The following is a 15,500-nucleotide window of genomic DNA, read 5'->3' as shown; positions in this document are numbered from 1 at the left end:
ATGCAGGGGCAGGGCGCGACGGGTTCTGCCGCGTTTTGTCGTTGATCTGGGAGGTCGGGTGACGAGTTGTTCTTTATCAAGTGTCGTGGTCATCATTGTCAATTACGGCACGGCCGAGCTTGCCATTGCCTCGGTCGAAAGCCTGCTGGCGCGGCACCATGGCGGTCGCCTGGTCGAGATCCATCTGATCGACAACGGTTCACCCGGTGACGATGCGGCGCGCCTTGCGCGTGCCTGGGACGAGGGAGGCTGGGGCGCGCGCGTCACGCTCTGGCTGGAAACTCGCAATCACGGTTTCGGGCGGGCCAACAACCTGGTCATTGAGACCCTGGCGCGGCGGTCAACCCCGCCCGATTATGTCTTCCTTCTGAACCCCGATGCCCGGCTTGAAAACGAGGCGCTGGCGATTCTGGCGGATCGCCTGGACGCCGCGCCGCAAATTGCCGCTGCCGGTGCCGGGATTGCACTGCCCTCGGGTCGGCCGGTCACCGCGGCCTTTCGCTTTCCTTCCGCCGCGAGCGAGTTCGTCGAGGCGGTGGGCTTCGGCCCGCTGTCCCGGCTTTGCGCCGGGCGCCTGCCCGCGCTGCCGCCCGACTGGCCCGAAGGCCGGGTCGACTGGGTTGCCGGGGCTGCGGTCATGTTCCGGCTTTCGGTTCTGGCCGAGGAGGGAGGGTTCGATCCGGATTTCTTCCTTTACTACGAAGAGGTCGAATTGATGCACCGCATCGGGCGGGCCGGGCATGGCATCCTGCATGTGCCAAGCGCGAGGGTGGTCCATGTCGAGGGTGCATCGACCGGGCAGGAAGCAAATCGCTCCGGTCGCCGGCCGCGACCGGTCTACTGGTATCGGTCCTGGATGCTTTACTATCTCAAGACGGCCGGGCGGTCGGGCGCGCGGCGCGCAGGGCTGGCCTGGATCGCGGGGGCGCTGATCAACTTGCCGCTGGCGCTTTTGCGCGGCAAAAGCCCTGCCATGCCCAAAGGATTCCTGCACGATTTTCCCCGCCTTGTCATGGTGCCGCTTCTGACGGGCAAGACCGATGCGTGAGATGGAGGAATGGGAATTCCGAGCGCGGGAAGATCGGCGCTTCGCGCCTTCGCGCGGGGACCGGAACGGAAACCCTGCCGGGATCGGGTTCTGGGCGCTTGTCGCCGAGGATTACCGCGCCAATGGCCGCGACTGGCTGTCCGAGGGGTTCCAGGCCCTATTCTGGCATCGCTTCGGAAATTGGCGGATGGGCCTTCCGAAGATCTTGCGCGCACCGGCAACGCTGCTCTACCGGCTGATGTTCAGGCGCGTCTCGCGCTCCACCGGGATCTTCCTGCCCTATACCGTCCGCGTCGGCCGCAGGGTGCGGATCGAGCATTTCGGGGGCATGATCCTTGTCGCGCAATGGATCGGAAATGACGTGACGGTGCGACAGAACACCACCTTTGGCATCGCGCGGCTGGACGGGCTGCAAAACCGGCCGGTGATCTGCGACGGGGTCGAAATCGGGGTCGGGGCCGTCATTCTGGGCGCCGTGCGCGTGGGCGAGGGGGCCGTCGTCGGGGCGAATGCCGTGGTGCGCCGCGATGTCGAGCCCCATACCGTGGTCGGGGGCGTTCCCGCACGGGTGATCGGACGGTCCGATCGCAAGGTCTGCTTGGCGCGTCTAGCCTATGTGAACCCGATGCTGGAAGCGATCCCCGACGGGAAGGAACCGATCACGCTCGAGGAAGCTGATGCGCGCATCGAGCTGATCGAAGCGCGGGCTGCGAAAGATGGGGTCCGTGGCCCCGATGGTTGCGACGGAGCCTGAGCGCGAAAGGCCGCTGTTTCCACCGCACGCCCCGGCAGTCGATTTGACCTCGATGGGCATTCCTGTAGACCAAGGGGCTTCGGGGGGCCGGGATCACAGGGCGATCGCAAGGCCGCCGAGCAAGTGCGCAATGGCGGAAGATGAACTTGATGAAGAGCCAGAAGAAGATTGCAATTGTCACGGGCGGGCTGTCCGGAATCGGGCGGGCCGTGGCGAGGCGGCTTGCCGGTGAGGGGACACTTGTCCGCATCGGGGCGCGGCGGGGCGCGGATGCCGAGCTGAGCGCCGAACTGAGGGCCGAGTTCGGTGAGGCGATCAGCTTTGGCCAGGTTGACGTGCGTGACAGCGAAAGCTGCGCCCGTTTCGTCGGGGACCTTGTTGTCGAACACGGACAGGTCGACATTCTGGTGAACGCGGCCGGTGTCTATGAGGAAGCCGCCGTGATCGACCATTCGGACCGCATCTGGGACGATACGCTGGACACGAACCTGACCGGGACGTTCAAGATGATCCGCGCCGTGATGCCGCTGATGAAGCAGCGGGGCTGGGGCCGGATCGTCAACATCGCTTCGGTCGCGGCGCATCAGGGCATGGCGAACAATGCCGCATATTGCGCCTCGAAGGCCGGTCTGCTTGGGCTTGGGCGCTGCGTCAGCCTTGAGGGCGCGGCCCATGGCATCACCTGCACGAGCATCAGCCCGACCTGGGTCGAAACCGAGATGCTGAAGAAATTCATCGATGACGAGGTCGCCGCCGGTGCGCCTCGGGCCGAGGTCGTCGCGAAATACGAGGCCTCGAACCCGCAGGGCAAGCTGGTCCAGCCCGATGAGATCGCAGCACTTGCCGCCTTTCTTGTCAGCGATGCGGCGCGTGCGATCACGATGGAGGATGTTCAGGTCAACGCGGGCTCTCTCTGGTAACCCAGCCTCGCGTCGAGCAGGGCAGGGGCGTCGCAGATCCGGTCGAACGCGCCCAGCCCCGCCTTGCACCAATGTGCCTTCGCCGCCTCGTTGCGGAATCGGGCGTTGGCGTGCAGGGTGGAGGGCGCGGCCGCGATCAGCTTGCGAACGGGTTCGGCAAGCGGTGCCCTGGCCAGCCAGGTTTCGGCGGGAAGGGTTTCGAACGCCTCCATGCCCTGGCGCGCGGTCAGCGGATCATCCGCGATCAGGTTGCAGAATTCGACCGCCCCGGGGGCCGCCGCATGCACGAGAAACGCGGCCGCCGCGCGCACATCCGTCATGGGAAAGCACAGCCCCGCCGGCAGGCTTTGCGAAGCCCGGCAGGCCGCGAGGATGTTTTCGCAGATATCCTTCGGATTGGGCGCCGCCATATCGTAAAGTGAGGGCAGCCGGACGATCAGCGCAGGAAGGCCCGAGGCTTCGATCTGGCGCTCGGCCGCGATCTTGGCCGCGCCATAGCCCGAGCATGCGGCGAAGTCCGCCGCAGGTGCTTCGGGATGGGGGCCGCCTTCTTCGGGAAAGACCGCGTTCGACGAGGAAAAGCGCAGGTCGGCTTTGGCATTCCGGCAGAAATCCAGCACGGCGGCGATGCCGATGCGCGACCATTGCTCCATCTGGGCCCGATCGACGGCGAGATTGACGATCGCGGCGCAATGGATGACGCGGAAGACCTGCTGGCAAAGCGCCGCGTAATCGGCGGCCGCGAGACCGAATTCGGCAGCATCCATGCTGCCCGCAACCAGAACGACCCGGTCTTGCGGGATGTCCAATTCGGCGGCTGTCGCATCGAGACGCTGCGCGGCCTCGTCATCCCTTGGCCGGACAAGGCAATAGACCACCTGGCCTTCGGGAAGCAGCCGCACCGCTTCGGCCAGGACATGCCGGCCGAGAAAGCCCGTCGCGCCGGTCAGAAGGATGCCGGGGCGGTCGAAGGCCGCGACGGGCTTGGCGGTTTCTCTGGCGCTCAGCAAATCGTGCAACCGCGCAAGCGGCAGGTTCAGCGCCCAGTCGAAATCGACGCGGGTGTCATAGTCGCGTTCGAGCGAGACGATGAAGTCGACGCACATCAGGGAATCACCGCCGTGATCGTGGAAGGATCGAGACGGATCTATCTGAGTTTCACCGCAGCAGATGATGCGCGCGGCCTGTGCGACCACTGGCAGGGCGTCGCTTGCGCCTGCGTCGGTGCCGATCTGCGGCGAGATGGCGGGCAGGGCCTTGTAATTGCATTTCCCCGAAACCTCGTGGATCGGGATCTCGTCAAGCTGGACGAGATAGCTTGGAACGCAATAGGCCGGAAGGACCGCGCGCAGGGCGGCCGCGAGCGCTTCGGGCGTGCGGGCGGTCTCGCCCGCGCCGGGCCAGCGGGCGCTGTTGCTGGCGGTCTGCCGGGCATCGGCCGTGTAATAGAAGACGAGCGCCTGACCCTGTTCGCCGACCTGCTGCACCCAGGGGATGGCGTGAGAAAAGCCCAGCAATCCGGCCATGGTTTCAGTCAGTTCGCGGGTCTGGATGCTGTGGCCGCGCAGCTTCAGCATATGGGCGACGCGGCCCAGCACGACGATTTCGCCGTCTGGCTCGACGAAGCCCTGATCGCCGGTATCGTAAAGGCGCAGCTCGCGGCCTTCGATGGTCAGGTCACGGAACCGTCGGGCGGTTTCCTCGGGGCGGTTCACGTAACCCGGCCCCAGCATGCGCGGGCCCGCGAAATGCAGAAGTCCGGGGGTGCCTGAGGGGCCGGGAAGGTCGTTGTCATCCAAGACGATGGCGCGCAGATGGGGCATGGCCTTGCCGACGCTGACGCCTTCGGCCCGGCTGGCCGGTCCCGTCACCCGGGACATGCAGATGTCATGGGTTTCGCAGATGCTGTAGAGGTTCCAGAGTGCGACATCCGGCAGCTTCGCCTGCGCCTCGCGGATTAGGCGGTCGCTGACGACCTCGCCGTTCAGGATGATGCGGCGGAGCGGCAGCGAGGCGGCACGTTCGGCATCGAGCCCCTGCAGCATCTTTTCGAAGAAGGAGGGCGTGAAGAGCATCTCGTGAAGATCGTGATCGGCCATGAAGGTCGCGAGCGCCTGGGGTGAAAGCAGATCCTCGATTCCGGGAAAGCATACCTCGCCGCCATTGCGCAGCGGGCGGAACATTTCCCAGATCGCGAAGATGTAGCAGCCGACCTTCATGCCGGGCAGGTAGGGCGTATAGGCGTCGCGCCACTCATACGAAAGGAATGCCGCGTCATGGGTGACGGGAATGCATTTCGGTCGACCGGTCGTGCCCGAAGTGGCGACCAGATAGATGGGATGCGAGGGCGGGAATTCTGCGGGCGCGGTGGCGGCCGTCGCGGGCGCGCCGAGAAAGGTGCTGGCGTCGAGCACCTGGCACCCCGCCGGCAACTGGCCGTCGCGCGGGGTCTGAGAGACGATGACGAGCCCGATTTCGAGTTCGTCGAGGATATTGGCAAGCACCGAGTTCGGCATGGCCGGGTCGAGGTGCACGAAGGGGCAACCCGCGATGACCGCCGTGGCCGCGGTCGCGCCGAACAGCGCGCCGGGCGCGCCGTAGAGCGCGACGGCCCTCTGCCCGGCCATGGGAACGCGACAGGCGGCGACGAACGCGGCCAGCTCGCCATAGGTCAGGCGAAGGCCTCGGTCACGCAGCGCGACTCGATCGCGATGCATCGTCAGGGCGCCTGCGAGTTCGGCAGAGACTGTTCTGTAGGGCTGAGACATCCGAGGGTCCGTCATCGCGTGGAAATGTTCAAGCGCCTGTCGTCGCCATGAATGGGCGCCACGTCAAGCCATGTCGCACGCCACCCGGAAATCTGCGCGAGTGCCGGCACGCAAGCGGGCATCAGCCTGCCGGCGACCGCCTTGCTCGGGCCTTTCCGATGCGAATGGCCAGAAGGTGATTTGCACGCGGCCAGGGGCTGCGTTGCGTGTGTCGCATGGCTGACCCCTTTTGCCATCACATTGAAGCATAGCTGCAATGACTCGATCGCTACTGCTCATGCTGCGACGCAGCATCTACATTGTTAGCGCAACCAAGAGGAATATGATCATGAACGCAGCAGCACTTGCGAGCCTGGGCCGCGGCCAGATGGCGCAGCCTTCGAAACCCGACCTTTTCCGCCGTATCCGGGCCTATCTCGTCGGTCGTCGCATCCAGCGCCGGACCTATGAAGAACTGTCGATGACCAATGATCGCGAACTTGCCGATCTGGGCCTGAGCCGGTTCGATGTTCCCCGTCTCGCGGCACTTGCCGGACGTCAGGCGGCCGAGAAATATCTCGCCTCCTGATCTTCGGATCGGTGCATTCCAGCACAGAACTGCGTGATGCGGGCGGCCAATTGCGGCAGGATCGCCCCGACACGAAACCGGCCCCTCGGATGATCCCTGCGCGTGCAGGGATCGGGGTGCCCTGACGGTCATTTTCGATTTGGCGTGCGACGATGAAACGATTTTTCGTTTCGGACGTTGCGCCGTCAAAAGAAAGCAGACCATGACTGAAATCCCGAACGACTTGCTTGTAGCCCTGCGTGCCGCGCTGGTGGATCTGAATATATCCGGCGCCGCTCCCGGGGTAGATGATGCGCGCGAGAACGCGGCCGAGGCTGCGCAGCGGGCGATTGATGACCTGCTCGCGACATCCTATCAGATCGTCGAGGTGGCAAGCCTTTCCTCGAGCATCTGGGATATCGGCCCCGCCGCACGCCATGCCGGGCGTGGAAATGCGGTCGAGAAGATATCGACGCCGGATCTGGCCCTGATCTGAGCAGCAGGGTGGATCGAAGCGTTGCGGAGGTATTTTCCAGCAGCTCGTCATCCTTCGCGCCCTAGGGCGCAGAAAATGCTCACAAATTTTCATCGCAACGAGGCCGCGCCCCGGTAAGGGAAGGGAATCCCCTTTTCGACCGCGCGGGCCATCGCGAGCGCCAATTGATCCTGTGCCACACGACCGCCATGGCCACGAAGGGCAAAGCGCAGATGCCATTGGCGCGCTTGCGGGGTAGACGAAACGTCCCGCATATTCCTAGAACACGACTGCACGAGCTGCCCCGAGCCCGCGTGCCGGACAGAAACGGCGTCAGGCACGGCAAATTTGGAAAGTGATACAGGAATGCCTGGTCCCGCGCCGATCGCGCTTCACCTCGAGAAGATCTCTCGTCGCTTTGGCGGACGGACGGTCCTGTCGGATATCTCGCTGACGCTGCCCGCTGGCCGGATCAGCTGCCTTTTGGGAGAGTCGGGCTGCGGCAAGTCGACGCTGCTCAGGATCATATCCGGTGTCGACAGACCCGATGGCGGCAACATCCTGATGAACGGGAACGAAATCGTGGGCCCGAACCGGTTCGTCGAGCCCGAAAGCCGGCGCATCGGCTTCATGTTCCAGGATTACGCGCTGTTTCCCCATCTGAGCGTCGCCGAGAACCTGGCCTTCGGGCTGCGCGCTTTGTCCAAGGCCGACCAGCTGCGTCGTGTCCGGGAAATCGCCGATCGGATCGGCATCCTGCATCTGCTGGATCGCTTTCCCTATTCCCTGTCGGGCGGCGAACAGCAGCGCGTCGCGCTGGCCCGGGCGCTTGCGCCCGAGCCGGCCATCCTTTTGATGGATGAACCATTTTCGAATCTCGACCAGGGATTGCGGGAACGCGTGCGCAAGGAGACGGTCGACATCCTTCGCAAGCTCGGCATGACGGCCATCATCGTCACTCATGATCCGCAAGAAGCCTTGGCCGTCGGCGACATGATCGTCCTGATGCGGCGGGGCCAGATCGAACAGACAGGCTCACCGTTCGACATCTATGACCGCCCGATCTCGTCCTATGCCGCCGAGTTCATGGGGCCATGCAACCGCCTTGCCGGGATCTGGAGCGGGGGCAGCGTCGAAACTCCGATCGGACGGTTTCCGGCCCTGCTGTCGCTGCCGGAAGGATCCCTTGTTCTGGCCTGCATCCGGCCACAGGCGCTTTCGATCGGGCCGGACGGGGAAGGGATCTCGGCCCGGATCGTCGGAAAGACCTTCATGGGGGAAAGCGAACAGATCGATATCAGCGTTCACCCTCTTGCCGAGCCCCTGCGCATGCACAGCCATGAACGCGTTCCCATGGCCGTGGGGGAAAAGGTCAGCCTACTTCTGAACGGCGCCCAGGTTCATGTCTTTCCCGAACCCATCCCGGCTTCCACCATCGATCCGGCTGCAGACGGAAAACTTGACTGAATTTATAAGCCAAGCTAACGGGAAAAAGGGCGCCGGGTCGGCCGACTTGGCTCAATCCCGAGGGAGGGCATGGAATGAAGTTTGTTGGGCATTCGTCGAAAGCAATTTGTGCAAGCGCGATGCTGCTTGTCGGGGCGGGGAGTGCCTTTGCGCAGGAACTGAACCTTTACACCTCTCGCGAGCCCGGGCTGGTCGAGCCCTTGCTGGAGGCCTTTACCGCTTCGAGCGGCGTCAAGGTGAACACGATCTTTCTGAAGGATGGCCTGGCCGAGCGCGTCGCATCCGAGGGCGAAAGCTCACCTGCGGACATCCTCATGGCCGTCGATGTCGGAAACCTTGCCGACCTGGCCGAAAAGGGTCTGACCCAGCCGGTCGATTCCGAGATTCTGACTGCCGCTGTGCCCGAGAACCTGCGCGACCCGGGCAATGAATGGTTCGCACTTTCGATCCGTGCCCGAGTGGTCTATGCGGCCACGGATCTGGATCTGGATGCCCTCACCTATGAGGATCTGGCGGACCCGAAATGGAAGGGCAAGATCTGCATCCGCTCGGGGCAGCATCCCTACAATACCGGGTTGATTTCGGCCTTCCTGTCGCATCATGGCAGCGAGGAAACCGAACAATGGCTCAACGGCATCAAGGCGAACCTGGCCCGAAAGGCCGGTGGCGGAGATCGCGACGGGGCCAAGGACATTCTGGGCGGGATCTGCGACATTGCCGTGGCGAATTCCTATTACGTCGGGCTCATGCGTTCGGGTAAGGGCGGCGATGAGCAGCGCGCCTGGGGCGATGCGATCAAGGTCATCCTGCCGACCTTCGCAGATGGCGGCACGCATGTGAACATCAGCGGGGCTGCGCTGGCGAAACATGCGCCGAACAAGGATGAAGCGGTCAAGCTTCTGGAATTCCTTGTCTCGGATGAAGCGCAGAAGATCTATGGCGAAGCCAATTTCGAATATCCCGTGAAGCCAGGGGCCGCGATCGACCCGATCGTCGCCTCCTTCGGTGAGTTGAGTGTGGATCCGGCCCCCCTGACCGAGATCGTGACCCATCGCAAAGAAGCCAGCGAATTGGTCGACAAGGTCGGCTTCGACAATTGATGGGACTGCCCGGCAGCCCGAACCGAAGTTGCCGGGAAAGTTGCGCGTGATGAACAGCTCGATTCCAGATGCCGGCAGGCTGCGCCGTTCCCGACCGCGCGGGCGCGGCTGGCTTATTGCCAGCCTGCTGATCGCCGGGCTTGTCGTGGTGCCGGTCGCCGCGCTGCTCTGGCAAGCGACACGGGGCTCGGCCGGGCTGTGGGGCCATCTGGCGGCGCATGTCCTGCCGCATGCGATGTCGCAGACCGCGATCCTGATGGCGGGGGTGGGGCTGCTGGTCGCGGTGATCGGCACCTCGGCCGCCTGGCTGGTCACGGCCTATGATTTCCGGGGCAGGCGGGTGCTGGAATGGGCGCTGCTGCTTCCACTTGCGGTGCCGACCTATATCGTGGCCTATGCCTATCTCGACCTGCTGCATCCGCTGGGTCCCGTCCAGTCGGTGATCCGGGCCATGCTGGGCTATGAAAGCCCACGCGAATTCCGCCTGCCCGACATCCGTTCGATGCCCGGAGCGATCCTTTTGCTGAGCCTGGTGCTCTATCCCTATGTCTACCTGCCGACGCGGGCGATGTTCCTGACCCAGGCGGCGAACCTCGTCGAGGTATCGCGCACCTTGGGAACCAGTCGGCGCGAGGTGTTCCGTCGGGTCGGACTTCCTCTGGCGCGGCCAGCCATTGCCGTCGGGGTCAGTCTGGCGCTGATGGAGACATTGAACGATATCGGGGCGTCGGAATTCCTTGGGGTCCGGTCCCTGACCATCTCGATCTATACAACCTGGGTGACGCGCTCGGACCTTCCCGGAGCGGCACAGATCTCGATTGCGATGATTGCCCTGGTGGTGATGCTGGTTTCTCTTGAACGATGGGCGCGCAGGCGTCAGCGCTACACCGTCAGCGCCCAGCGGGCACGACCCTTTTCTCCGCGTAGGCTGTCCGGCAAGGCCGCATTTGCCGCTTTCGCCGCAGGCGCGATCCCGGTAGTGCTGGGCTTCCTGACGCCTGCGCTTTACCTTGCGGTCGAGGCGTGGAAGCGGTTTCAGTTCGCCGGCCTTTCGGATCGGTTGCTGATCGAAGCACGAAACACATTCGTTCTTTCGGCGGTGGCGACCCTGATCGTCCTGATCTGCGGGCTGACGGTGGCCTATGCCTCACGTGCCTTTCCGCATCGTGCGATGCAGGTGGTGCAGCGTGTCTCGACCCTTGGCTATGCGATGCCGGGGACCGTGCTTGCGCTGGGTATCCTGATTTCCGTAGGGGCGCTTGACCGGCTGATCGACCGCAGCGCTCGGGAATGGTTCGGTTTCTCGGCGGGCCTCGTCCTTATCGGATCTGGCCTGGCGCTCGGCTATGCCTATCTTGCACGCTTCCTGGCCATCTCGGTCGGCTCGGTGGAGGCCGGGCTGAGCCGCATTCCCCGCAGTTACGATCACGCGGCCCGCGCCTTGGGTCAGGACATGAGCGGCACATTGCGTCATGTCCATCTGCCCCTGTCGAAAGCCGCATTGGCGGCTGCAGGATTGCTGGTCTTTGTCGACTGCATGAAGGAACTGTCGGCGACGCTCCTGCTGCGCCCGCTGAATTTCGAGACGCTTGCCACGCATCTATACGGTGAAGCCTCGCGCGGGACATATGAAGAGGCGGCCATCGCGGCGCTGGCCATCGTTCTCGTCGGGATCCTGCCTGTCGTGCTGCTTGCGCGGATCGGTCGGAACGACCAGGAACGCAACGACCTTGTACCAAAATAATGGATCAAATGCTATCCATTGATAGCAAAATCCATAGATAATGGATAATATCAGATCCATTATCTGAATGGTGCTACATGATTCCCGGTCTTGCCACTGCGCCCGATATCCAGGATGAGGTCCGCGCCGCCGCCCGAAATCGGCGCCTTGCGCTGGGGCTGACGCAGGCCGAACTTGCCGAGCGATCAGGCGTGCCGCTGGGCACGCTGAAAAGGTTCGAGCGGATCGGCGAGCTGTCCTTTGCCTCGTTGCTTGCAATTGCCGAGGCACTTGATGCGCTTGACGGGTTCTCGGGTCTTTTTCCGTTGCCCGAGGCCCGCACGCTTGACGAGGTCGAGCGTCGGGCGGTGCTTCCGAAACGCGCGCGGGGGCGGAAAAAGTCATGACGCGCCGAAGGCTGCATGCGGCACTTGATTTCGACGATGGCCCGCCGCTGCCGGTGGCCACGCTTGGTTGGGATGCCACGGTGAGGCACGCCGTCGCCGAATGGTCCCCGGACTTCGTGGCCCGACCCTTGCCGGTCAGTCCCCTGTTGGTCAAGGCACCGACAGCGCTGCTGCGGCCAAGGGCACGTGCCTTTGGCGATCTGCCGGGCCTCTTTGGCGACAGTCTGCCGGATGGTTGGGGAAGACTGCTGATTGACCGGGAACTCGCGGCCCGAGGGTGGCAGCGCCATGACATAACCGACCTTGACCGGCTTGCCATGGTGGGCCGTGACGGGATGGGGGCCTTGAGCTACCGTCCCGAGGAACAGGCCGATGAGCAGGTCGAAATCAGCCTGGACTGGTTCGATCGGCTGGTGCCCGAGGTGGGCCATGGTGCGACGGCCGAGGATCTGGAGCGGCTGCGGATGATGGCTGGCGGCTCGCAGGGGGCTCGGCCGAAATTCGTGGCGCAATTGTCGCAAGATGGTGCGCGGCTGCGGGGGCACCGGCTGCCATGGGAGCCGGGTTGGCGGCAGGTCTTGGTAAAGCGCCGCGCGATCGGGGACGAAAAGGGGGCGGTCGAGGCCGAGGCCGCCTATGCCGAAATGGCCCGGGTCGCGGGTATTGCCATGTCGCCTGTCGAGATCCTGCGCGCGACCTCGGGAGAGCCGTTCTTCGTCACCGACCGCTTCGATCGCGAGGGCAATGGCCGGCTGCACATGCAGACAGTCGCGGCCCTTCTCGATGCCGATTTTCGCACGGCGACGCTGGACTATGTCGAGCTTGTGAAACTTGTCCGGATCATGACCCGCGATCAGCGCATCGTCGAAGAGATGTTCCGGCGCATGGTCTTCAACGTGCGCAGTCAAAACCGGGACGACCATCTGAAGAACCACGCATTTCTCATGGACCGTGGCGGAACGTGGCGCCTTGCTCCGGCCTATGATCTGAGCTTCAGCAGCGGGCCGGGGGGCGAACATACGTTGCTTGTCGCCGGAGAAGGGCGCAGGCCCGGTCGGGTGCAGTTTGACGAGGTTGCCGCAAGAACCGGGATCAAGCCGAGGCGAGCCGCCGAAATCCGAGACGAGGTGGATGCGGCCATCGCAAAATGGCAGCAGGTCGCGGATCAGGCGCAGGTGCCCGCAGCCTTGGCCAGAACGATCGGAGCGGCGCTGGTCGAGGCACGGAACTGGTAGGCTGCCTTTCCGCCCCGGGCCTCAGAAGGGCTCGATTCCAAGCTCGGGGAAGGTTTCGACGACGGCCTTGGCATCGGCGCGGACTTCGTCGATCATCCAGTTGCGCACTGCCGTCGCGATCTGGCTGAGAGGCCGGTCACGCCGATTGATGAAATGACAACGCCTGCCGGTTGCGCGATGGGCGGGCATCGCCGGGACGAGCGCGCCGCTGCACAGCCAATAGGCCACGACATTCAGCCAGCCGAGCGCGACTCCCTGGCCCAGCATCGCGGCCTGAACCACGATCGCGTAATCCGAAAAGAAAAGCTGCGTCTTCGGTGCTTCTCCCTCGCCTGCCGCGAAGAAGAGGTGCGACCAGCCCTGCTGCGGCTCTGCCGGGGCGACGGGCTGCCAGGAATCGAAAGGCGGCAGGTCGACCGTCGCACCGCGCGCGGCAAAGCCCGGCGAGCAGATGGGCACCAGGATTTCGGGCATGACGAAAGCCGCCTCGTGCCGGTCATCTGCGCCGTCGACGAAGCGCATGCCGAAATCGACATCGCTGACCGGGCCGGAAAGCGCGCCCATGATCAGCTGAAATCGCAGCTCGACATGGGGAAATCGTTCCTTGAACCGCGACATGCGCGGCATCAGCCAATGCGTTGTAAACCCGGTCGAAAGCGAGATCGAGACAGTGTCCACGCCGCGTCTTCGGCTTTCGATTTCCTCGATGGCCGCGGCAATCGCATTCAGCCCGTGGCTGGTGGCGCGATGCAGGATTGCGCCTTCTTCGGTCAACTGCACGCCACCTGCCTCGCGGGTGCAAACGGCAACGCCCAGATGGTCTTCGAGCCGCGCGACCATCCGGCTGACGGCGGCGGGGGTGACATTCAATTCCTCGGAGGCGCGGGCGAAACTGCTGCGCCGCCCGACGGCCTCGAAGGTATAAAGCGCGTTCAGCGAAGGTAGGGAAAGACGCGGGCTTGGCATTACATTTTGTTACCATGACCCGGATCTTTTTTCAATTGCCATCTGCGGGTGACCGGGTCCAACATCACTGTAATCGAGGGCGAGAAAGCCCCTCTCACCAACAGGAATGGCGCATCGCTCCCGCATCTTGCGGCACCGTGCCCGCATGAGGAAAGGTCTGGCCCGCGTGATGGCAAGCCCCGTTGAACACGAGAAGATCGGCGTCTCGATCCGCAATGCGACAAAGGCCTATGGCAAGTTCCTGGCGCTTGACAACGTGAGCCTTGATGTCGCGCCGAACGAGTTCCTGTCGATCCTCGGGCCGTCGGGTTCAGGCAAGACGACCTGTCTCGGGCTGCTCGGCGGATTTGTCCAGCCGACCTCGGGGCAGATCCTTCTGGGTGAGCGGGACATTACATTCGAGCCGCCGCACCGGCGCGACATCGGCATTGTCTTTCAGAATTACGCGCTGTTTCCACACATGACGGTGGGCGAGAATATCACCTTTCCGCTGCGCGCGCGTCGCATGCCCAAGGCCGACTGGCCGGCGAAACTGCAATCGGCGCTCGCGATGGTCGACCTGAAGGGTTACGAGGATCGGGCGATTTCCGCCTTGTCGGGCGGGCAGCGCCAGCGCGTCGCATTGGCCCGTGCCATGATCTTCGAGCCGAGGCTGATCCTGATGGACGAACCGCTTTCGGCGCTGGACAAGCAGCTTCGCGAAAACATGCAGATCGAGTTGAAGGCCCTGCACGAAAAGCTTTCCGCGACGATCATCTATGTGACCCATGACCAGCGCGAGGCGCTGACCATGTCGGATCGCGTCGCGGTGATGCGCAACGGGCGGATCGTCCAGCTTGCGCCGCCTCAGGAATTGCACGACCACCCGGCCGACAGCTTTGTCGCCGGCTTCATCGGCGAGGCGACGATTCTTCCGGTGCGCCGCGCGGGGGGAAACCGAATTTCCCTTGCCGGGGTCGAACTGGTCAGCGCGCGCCCCTTGCCGAAGGAAGGCGGGCTGAACCTCGTGCTGCATTCCGAGAAACTGGTTCTGGGCGAAGAGGGCGGTCTTAACGCCATTCCCGTCACGATCCGAGACACTCTCTACCAGGGCGAAAGCTACCGCATCTTTGCGCGGCTCGACAGCGGCGAGGAACTGAGCCTTCGCCTGCCGGCGAACCACGGTGGCAGAGCCCTTTTGCGGGGGCCCGGCGAAAGGCTGGTCCTGCACCTGCACCCCGATGACACGATCGTAGTCCCAGACGCTGCGGATGCGACGCGCCAACCTGCTTCGAACAACTGACAAGGACATCCGAACATGAAACTGACCGATTTCAAGGTGCTGACCTTCGACGTGGTCGGGACGCTGATCGATTTCGAAAGCGGCATCCTGAACGCCGTGCGCAAGCTGGGCGGCGAGAAGGCCGCGGCGGCAAGCGATTACGAGATCTTCGAGCCCTATCTGCGCGGGCGCGACAAGTTCTATGGCCGGTCATCCTTCGCGATGAAGGATGTCTATCTTTCGCTGGCGAACGAGGCGGGTTTCGATACGTCTGAAGCGACCGCGGATGCGTTCCAGCTTGCCTGCCTGCGCTGGCCCGCATTTTCGGATTCCGTCGAGGCCTTGGCCCGCCTGCGCAAGCATTTCCGGCTGGTGGCCATGACCAATGCGGACCGGACCGCGTTCACCGCCTATGCCCACACGCTGGGCAATCCCTTCCATGACGGGGTGACCTGCGATGAAACCGGCGTCGCGAAGCCGGACCCGCGCTTCTTCTCGTTCAATCTCGGCCGGCAATCGGCATTCGGCTACAAGCAGTCCGAGATCCTGCATGTCGCCCAAAGCCAGCACCACGATATCGGCGTCGCCCGTGAACAGGGTTACACGACCTGCTGGATCGAACGTCGCGCGGGTCTGGAAGGCTTCGGCGGGACGCCGATCCCGAAACAGGTCACGAAGCCCGATTTCCACTTCACCTGCCTCAAGGATCTCGCGGATGCGGTCGAGGCGGAAAAGGCCACGTCCTTGAGCGCGGCGGCCTGAACCTATGCGGGCCGTGCCTCCGTTCCCTGACATCGCCTCGCTGTGGCGGCAAAACGCCACGGCATTT

General features: G+C 63.9%; 14 protein-coding genes. 12 read left to right on the top strand and 2 right to left on the bottom strand.

The features are described 5' to 3' along the window. The first annotated feature begins 85 nt into the window (after nt 1-85). From RGQ15_RS20635 to RGQ15_RS20625, 3 genes are all read left to right on the top strand, one after another. The gene (locus tag RGQ15_RS20635; RefSeq protein ID WP_311162743.1) at nt 86-1,048 is read left to right on the top strand and encodes a glycosyltransferase; all 963 of its coding nucleotides are present in this window, start codon (nt 86-88) and stop codon (nt 1,046-1,048) included. Continuing rightward, on the top strand, nt 1,041-1,802 hold the full coding sequence (locus tag RGQ15_RS20630) for a serine O-acetyltransferase (protein ID WP_311162742.1): 762 nt from the start codon (nt 1,041-1,043) through the stop codon (nt 1,800-1,802). The genes RGQ15_RS20635 and RGQ15_RS20630 overlap by 8 nt, the downstream gene beginning before the upstream one ends. Before the next feature lie 149 nt (nt 1,803-1,951). Continuing rightward, nucleotides 1,952-2,722, top strand: coding sequence for an SDR family NAD(P)-dependent oxidoreductase (locus tag RGQ15_RS20625; RefSeq protein ID WP_311162741.1), 771 nt, complete (start codon nt 1,952-1,954; stop codon nt 2,720-2,722). On the opposite strand, the gene RGQ15_RS20620 is transcribed toward RGQ15_RS20625, so the two are convergent. Further along, the gene (locus tag RGQ15_RS20620) at nt 2,695-5,490 is read right to left on the bottom strand and encodes an AMP-binding protein (RefSeq protein ID WP_311162739.1); all 2,796 of its coding nucleotides are present in this window, start codon (nt 5,488-5,490) and stop codon (nt 2,695-2,697) included. The genes RGQ15_RS20625 and RGQ15_RS20620 overlap by 28 nt on opposite strands. A gap of 328 nt (nt 5,491-5,818) precedes the next feature. Here RGQ15_RS20620 and RGQ15_RS20615 point away from each other — a divergent pair, with 328 nt between their 5' ends. From RGQ15_RS20615 to RGQ15_RS20585, 7 genes are all read left to right on the top strand, one after another. Further along, entirely contained in the window at nt 5,819-6,058 is a 240-nt protein-coding gene (locus RGQ15_RS20615; RefSeq protein WP_311162737.1) for a DUF1127 domain-containing protein, read from the top strand. Nucleotides 6,059-6,260: 202 nt separating this feature from the next. After that, nucleotides 6,261-6,533 (top strand): hypothetical protein, encoded by a 273-nt coding sequence (locus RGQ15_RS20610; RefSeq protein WP_311162735.1) that lies wholly within the window; start codon nt 6,261-6,263, stop codon nt 6,531-6,533. A 345-nt stretch (nt 6,534-6,878) separates the two neighbouring features. Continuing rightward, entirely contained in the window at nt 6,879-7,979 is a 1,101-nt protein-coding gene (locus RGQ15_RS20605; protein WP_311162733.1) for an ABC transporter ATP-binding protein, read from the top strand. 74 nt (nt 7,980-8,053) lie between these two features. Further along, complete coding sequence (locus RGQ15_RS20600) at nt 8,054-9,079, top strand: Fe(3+) ABC transporter substrate-binding protein (RefSeq protein ID WP_311162731.1); 1,026 nt, start codon at nt 8,054-8,056, stop codon at nt 9,077-9,079. A gap of 49 nt (nt 9,080-9,128) precedes the next feature. Continuing rightward, a complete protein-coding gene (locus RGQ15_RS20595) occupies nt 9,129-10,823 on the top strand; it encodes an ABC transporter permease (RefSeq protein ID WP_311162730.1) in 1,695 nt (564 codons plus the stop codon). 77 nt (nt 10,824-10,900) lie between these two features. Beyond that, nucleotides 10,901-11,209 carry a helix-turn-helix domain-containing protein gene (locus tag RGQ15_RS20590; protein ID WP_311162728.1) on the top strand — a complete coding sequence of 103 codons (309 nt, stop codon included), beginning with the start codon at nt 10,901-10,903 and terminating at the stop codon, nt 11,207-11,209. After that, nucleotides 11,206-12,444 (top strand): type II toxin-antitoxin system HipA family toxin, encoded by a 1,239-nt coding sequence (locus RGQ15_RS20585; RefSeq protein ID WP_311162727.1) that lies wholly within the window; start codon nt 11,206-11,208, stop codon nt 12,442-12,444. Before RGQ15_RS20590 ends, RGQ15_RS20585 begins: the two co-directional genes overlap by 4 nt. A 21-nt stretch (nt 12,445-12,465) precedes the next feature. On the opposite strand, the gene RGQ15_RS20580 is transcribed toward RGQ15_RS20585, so the two are convergent. Continuing rightward, the gene (locus RGQ15_RS20580) at nt 12,466-13,410 is read right to left on the bottom strand and encodes a LysR substrate-binding domain-containing protein (RefSeq protein WP_311162725.1); all 945 of its coding nucleotides are present in this window, start codon (nt 13,408-13,410) and stop codon (nt 12,466-12,468) included. A gap of 169 nt (nt 13,411-13,579) precedes the next feature. Here RGQ15_RS20580 and RGQ15_RS20575 point away from each other — a divergent pair, with 169 nt between their 5' ends. Together RGQ15_RS20575 and RGQ15_RS20570 are read left to right on the top strand one after the other, a co-directional pair. Then, a complete protein-coding gene (locus RGQ15_RS20575; protein WP_311162724.1) occupies nt 13,580-14,692 on the top strand; it encodes an ABC transporter ATP-binding protein in 1,113 nt (370 codons plus the stop codon). 15 nt (nt 14,693-14,707) lie between these two features. Next, complete coding sequence (locus tag RGQ15_RS20570; protein ID WP_311162723.1) at nt 14,708-15,433, top strand: HAD-IA family hydrolase; 726 nt, start codon at nt 14,708-14,710, stop codon at nt 15,431-15,433. Nucleotides 15,434-15,500: the final 67 nt, after the last annotated feature.

The sequence above is a fragment of the Paracoccus sp. MBLB3053 genome (assembly GCF_031822435.1).
Taxonomy (GTDB): Bacteria; Pseudomonadota; Alphaproteobacteria; order Rhodobacterales; family Rhodobacteraceae; genus Paracoccus; species Paracoccus aurantius.
The sequence above is the reverse complement of the archived record's forward strand: the minus strand, read 5'-3'. Positions and strand labels throughout refer to the sequence as shown.

Bases quoted from the DNA above. Each gene is read 5' to 3' on its own strand.
- RGQ15_RS20630 (WP_311162742.1), top strand. From the start codon at position 1,041: ATGCGTGAGATGGAGGAATGGGAATTCCGAGCGCGGGAAGATCGGCGC.
- RGQ15_RS20625 (WP_311162741.1), top strand. From the start codon at position 1,952: ATGAAGAGCCAGAAGAAGATTGCAATTGTCACGGGCGGGCTGTCCGGA.
- RGQ15_RS20620 (WP_311162739.1), bottom strand. From the start codon at position 5,490: ATGTCTCAGCCCTACAGAACAGTCTCTGCCGAACTCGCAGGCGCCCTG.
- RGQ15_RS20615 (WP_311162737.1), top strand. From the start codon at position 5,819: ATGAACGCAGCAGCACTTGCGAGCCTGGGCCGCGGCCAGATGGCGCAG.
- RGQ15_RS20610 (WP_311162735.1), top strand. From the start codon at position 6,261: ATGACTGAAATCCCGAACGACTTGCTTGTAGCCCTGCGTGCCGCGCTG.
- RGQ15_RS20605 (WP_311162733.1), top strand. From the start codon at position 6,879: ATGCCTGGTCCCGCGCCGATCGCGCTTCACCTCGAGAAGATCTCTCGT.
- RGQ15_RS20600 (WP_311162731.1), top strand. From the start codon at position 8,054: ATGAAGTTTGTTGGGCATTCGTCGAAAGCAATTTGTGCAAGCGCGATG.
- RGQ15_RS20595 (WP_311162730.1), top strand. From the start codon at position 9,129: ATGAACAGCTCGATTCCAGATGCCGGCAGGCTGCGCCGTTCCCGACCG.
- RGQ15_RS20590 (WP_311162728.1), top strand. From the start codon at position 10,901: ATGATTCCCGGTCTTGCCACTGCGCCCGATATCCAGGATGAGGTCCGC.
- RGQ15_RS20585 (WP_311162727.1), top strand. From the start codon at position 11,206: ATGACGCGCCGAAGGCTGCATGCGGCACTTGATTTCGACGATGGCCCG.
- RGQ15_RS20580 (WP_311162725.1), bottom strand. From the start codon at position 13,410: ATGCCAAGCCCGCGTCTTTCCCTACCTTCGCTGAACGCGCTTTATACC.
- RGQ15_RS20575 (WP_311162724.1), top strand. From the start codon at position 13,580: ATGGCAAGCCCCGTTGAACACGAGAAGATCGGCGTCTCGATCCGCAAT.
- RGQ15_RS20570 (WP_311162723.1), top strand. From the start codon at position 14,708: ATGAAACTGACCGATTTCAAGGTGCTGACCTTCGACGTGGTCGGGACG.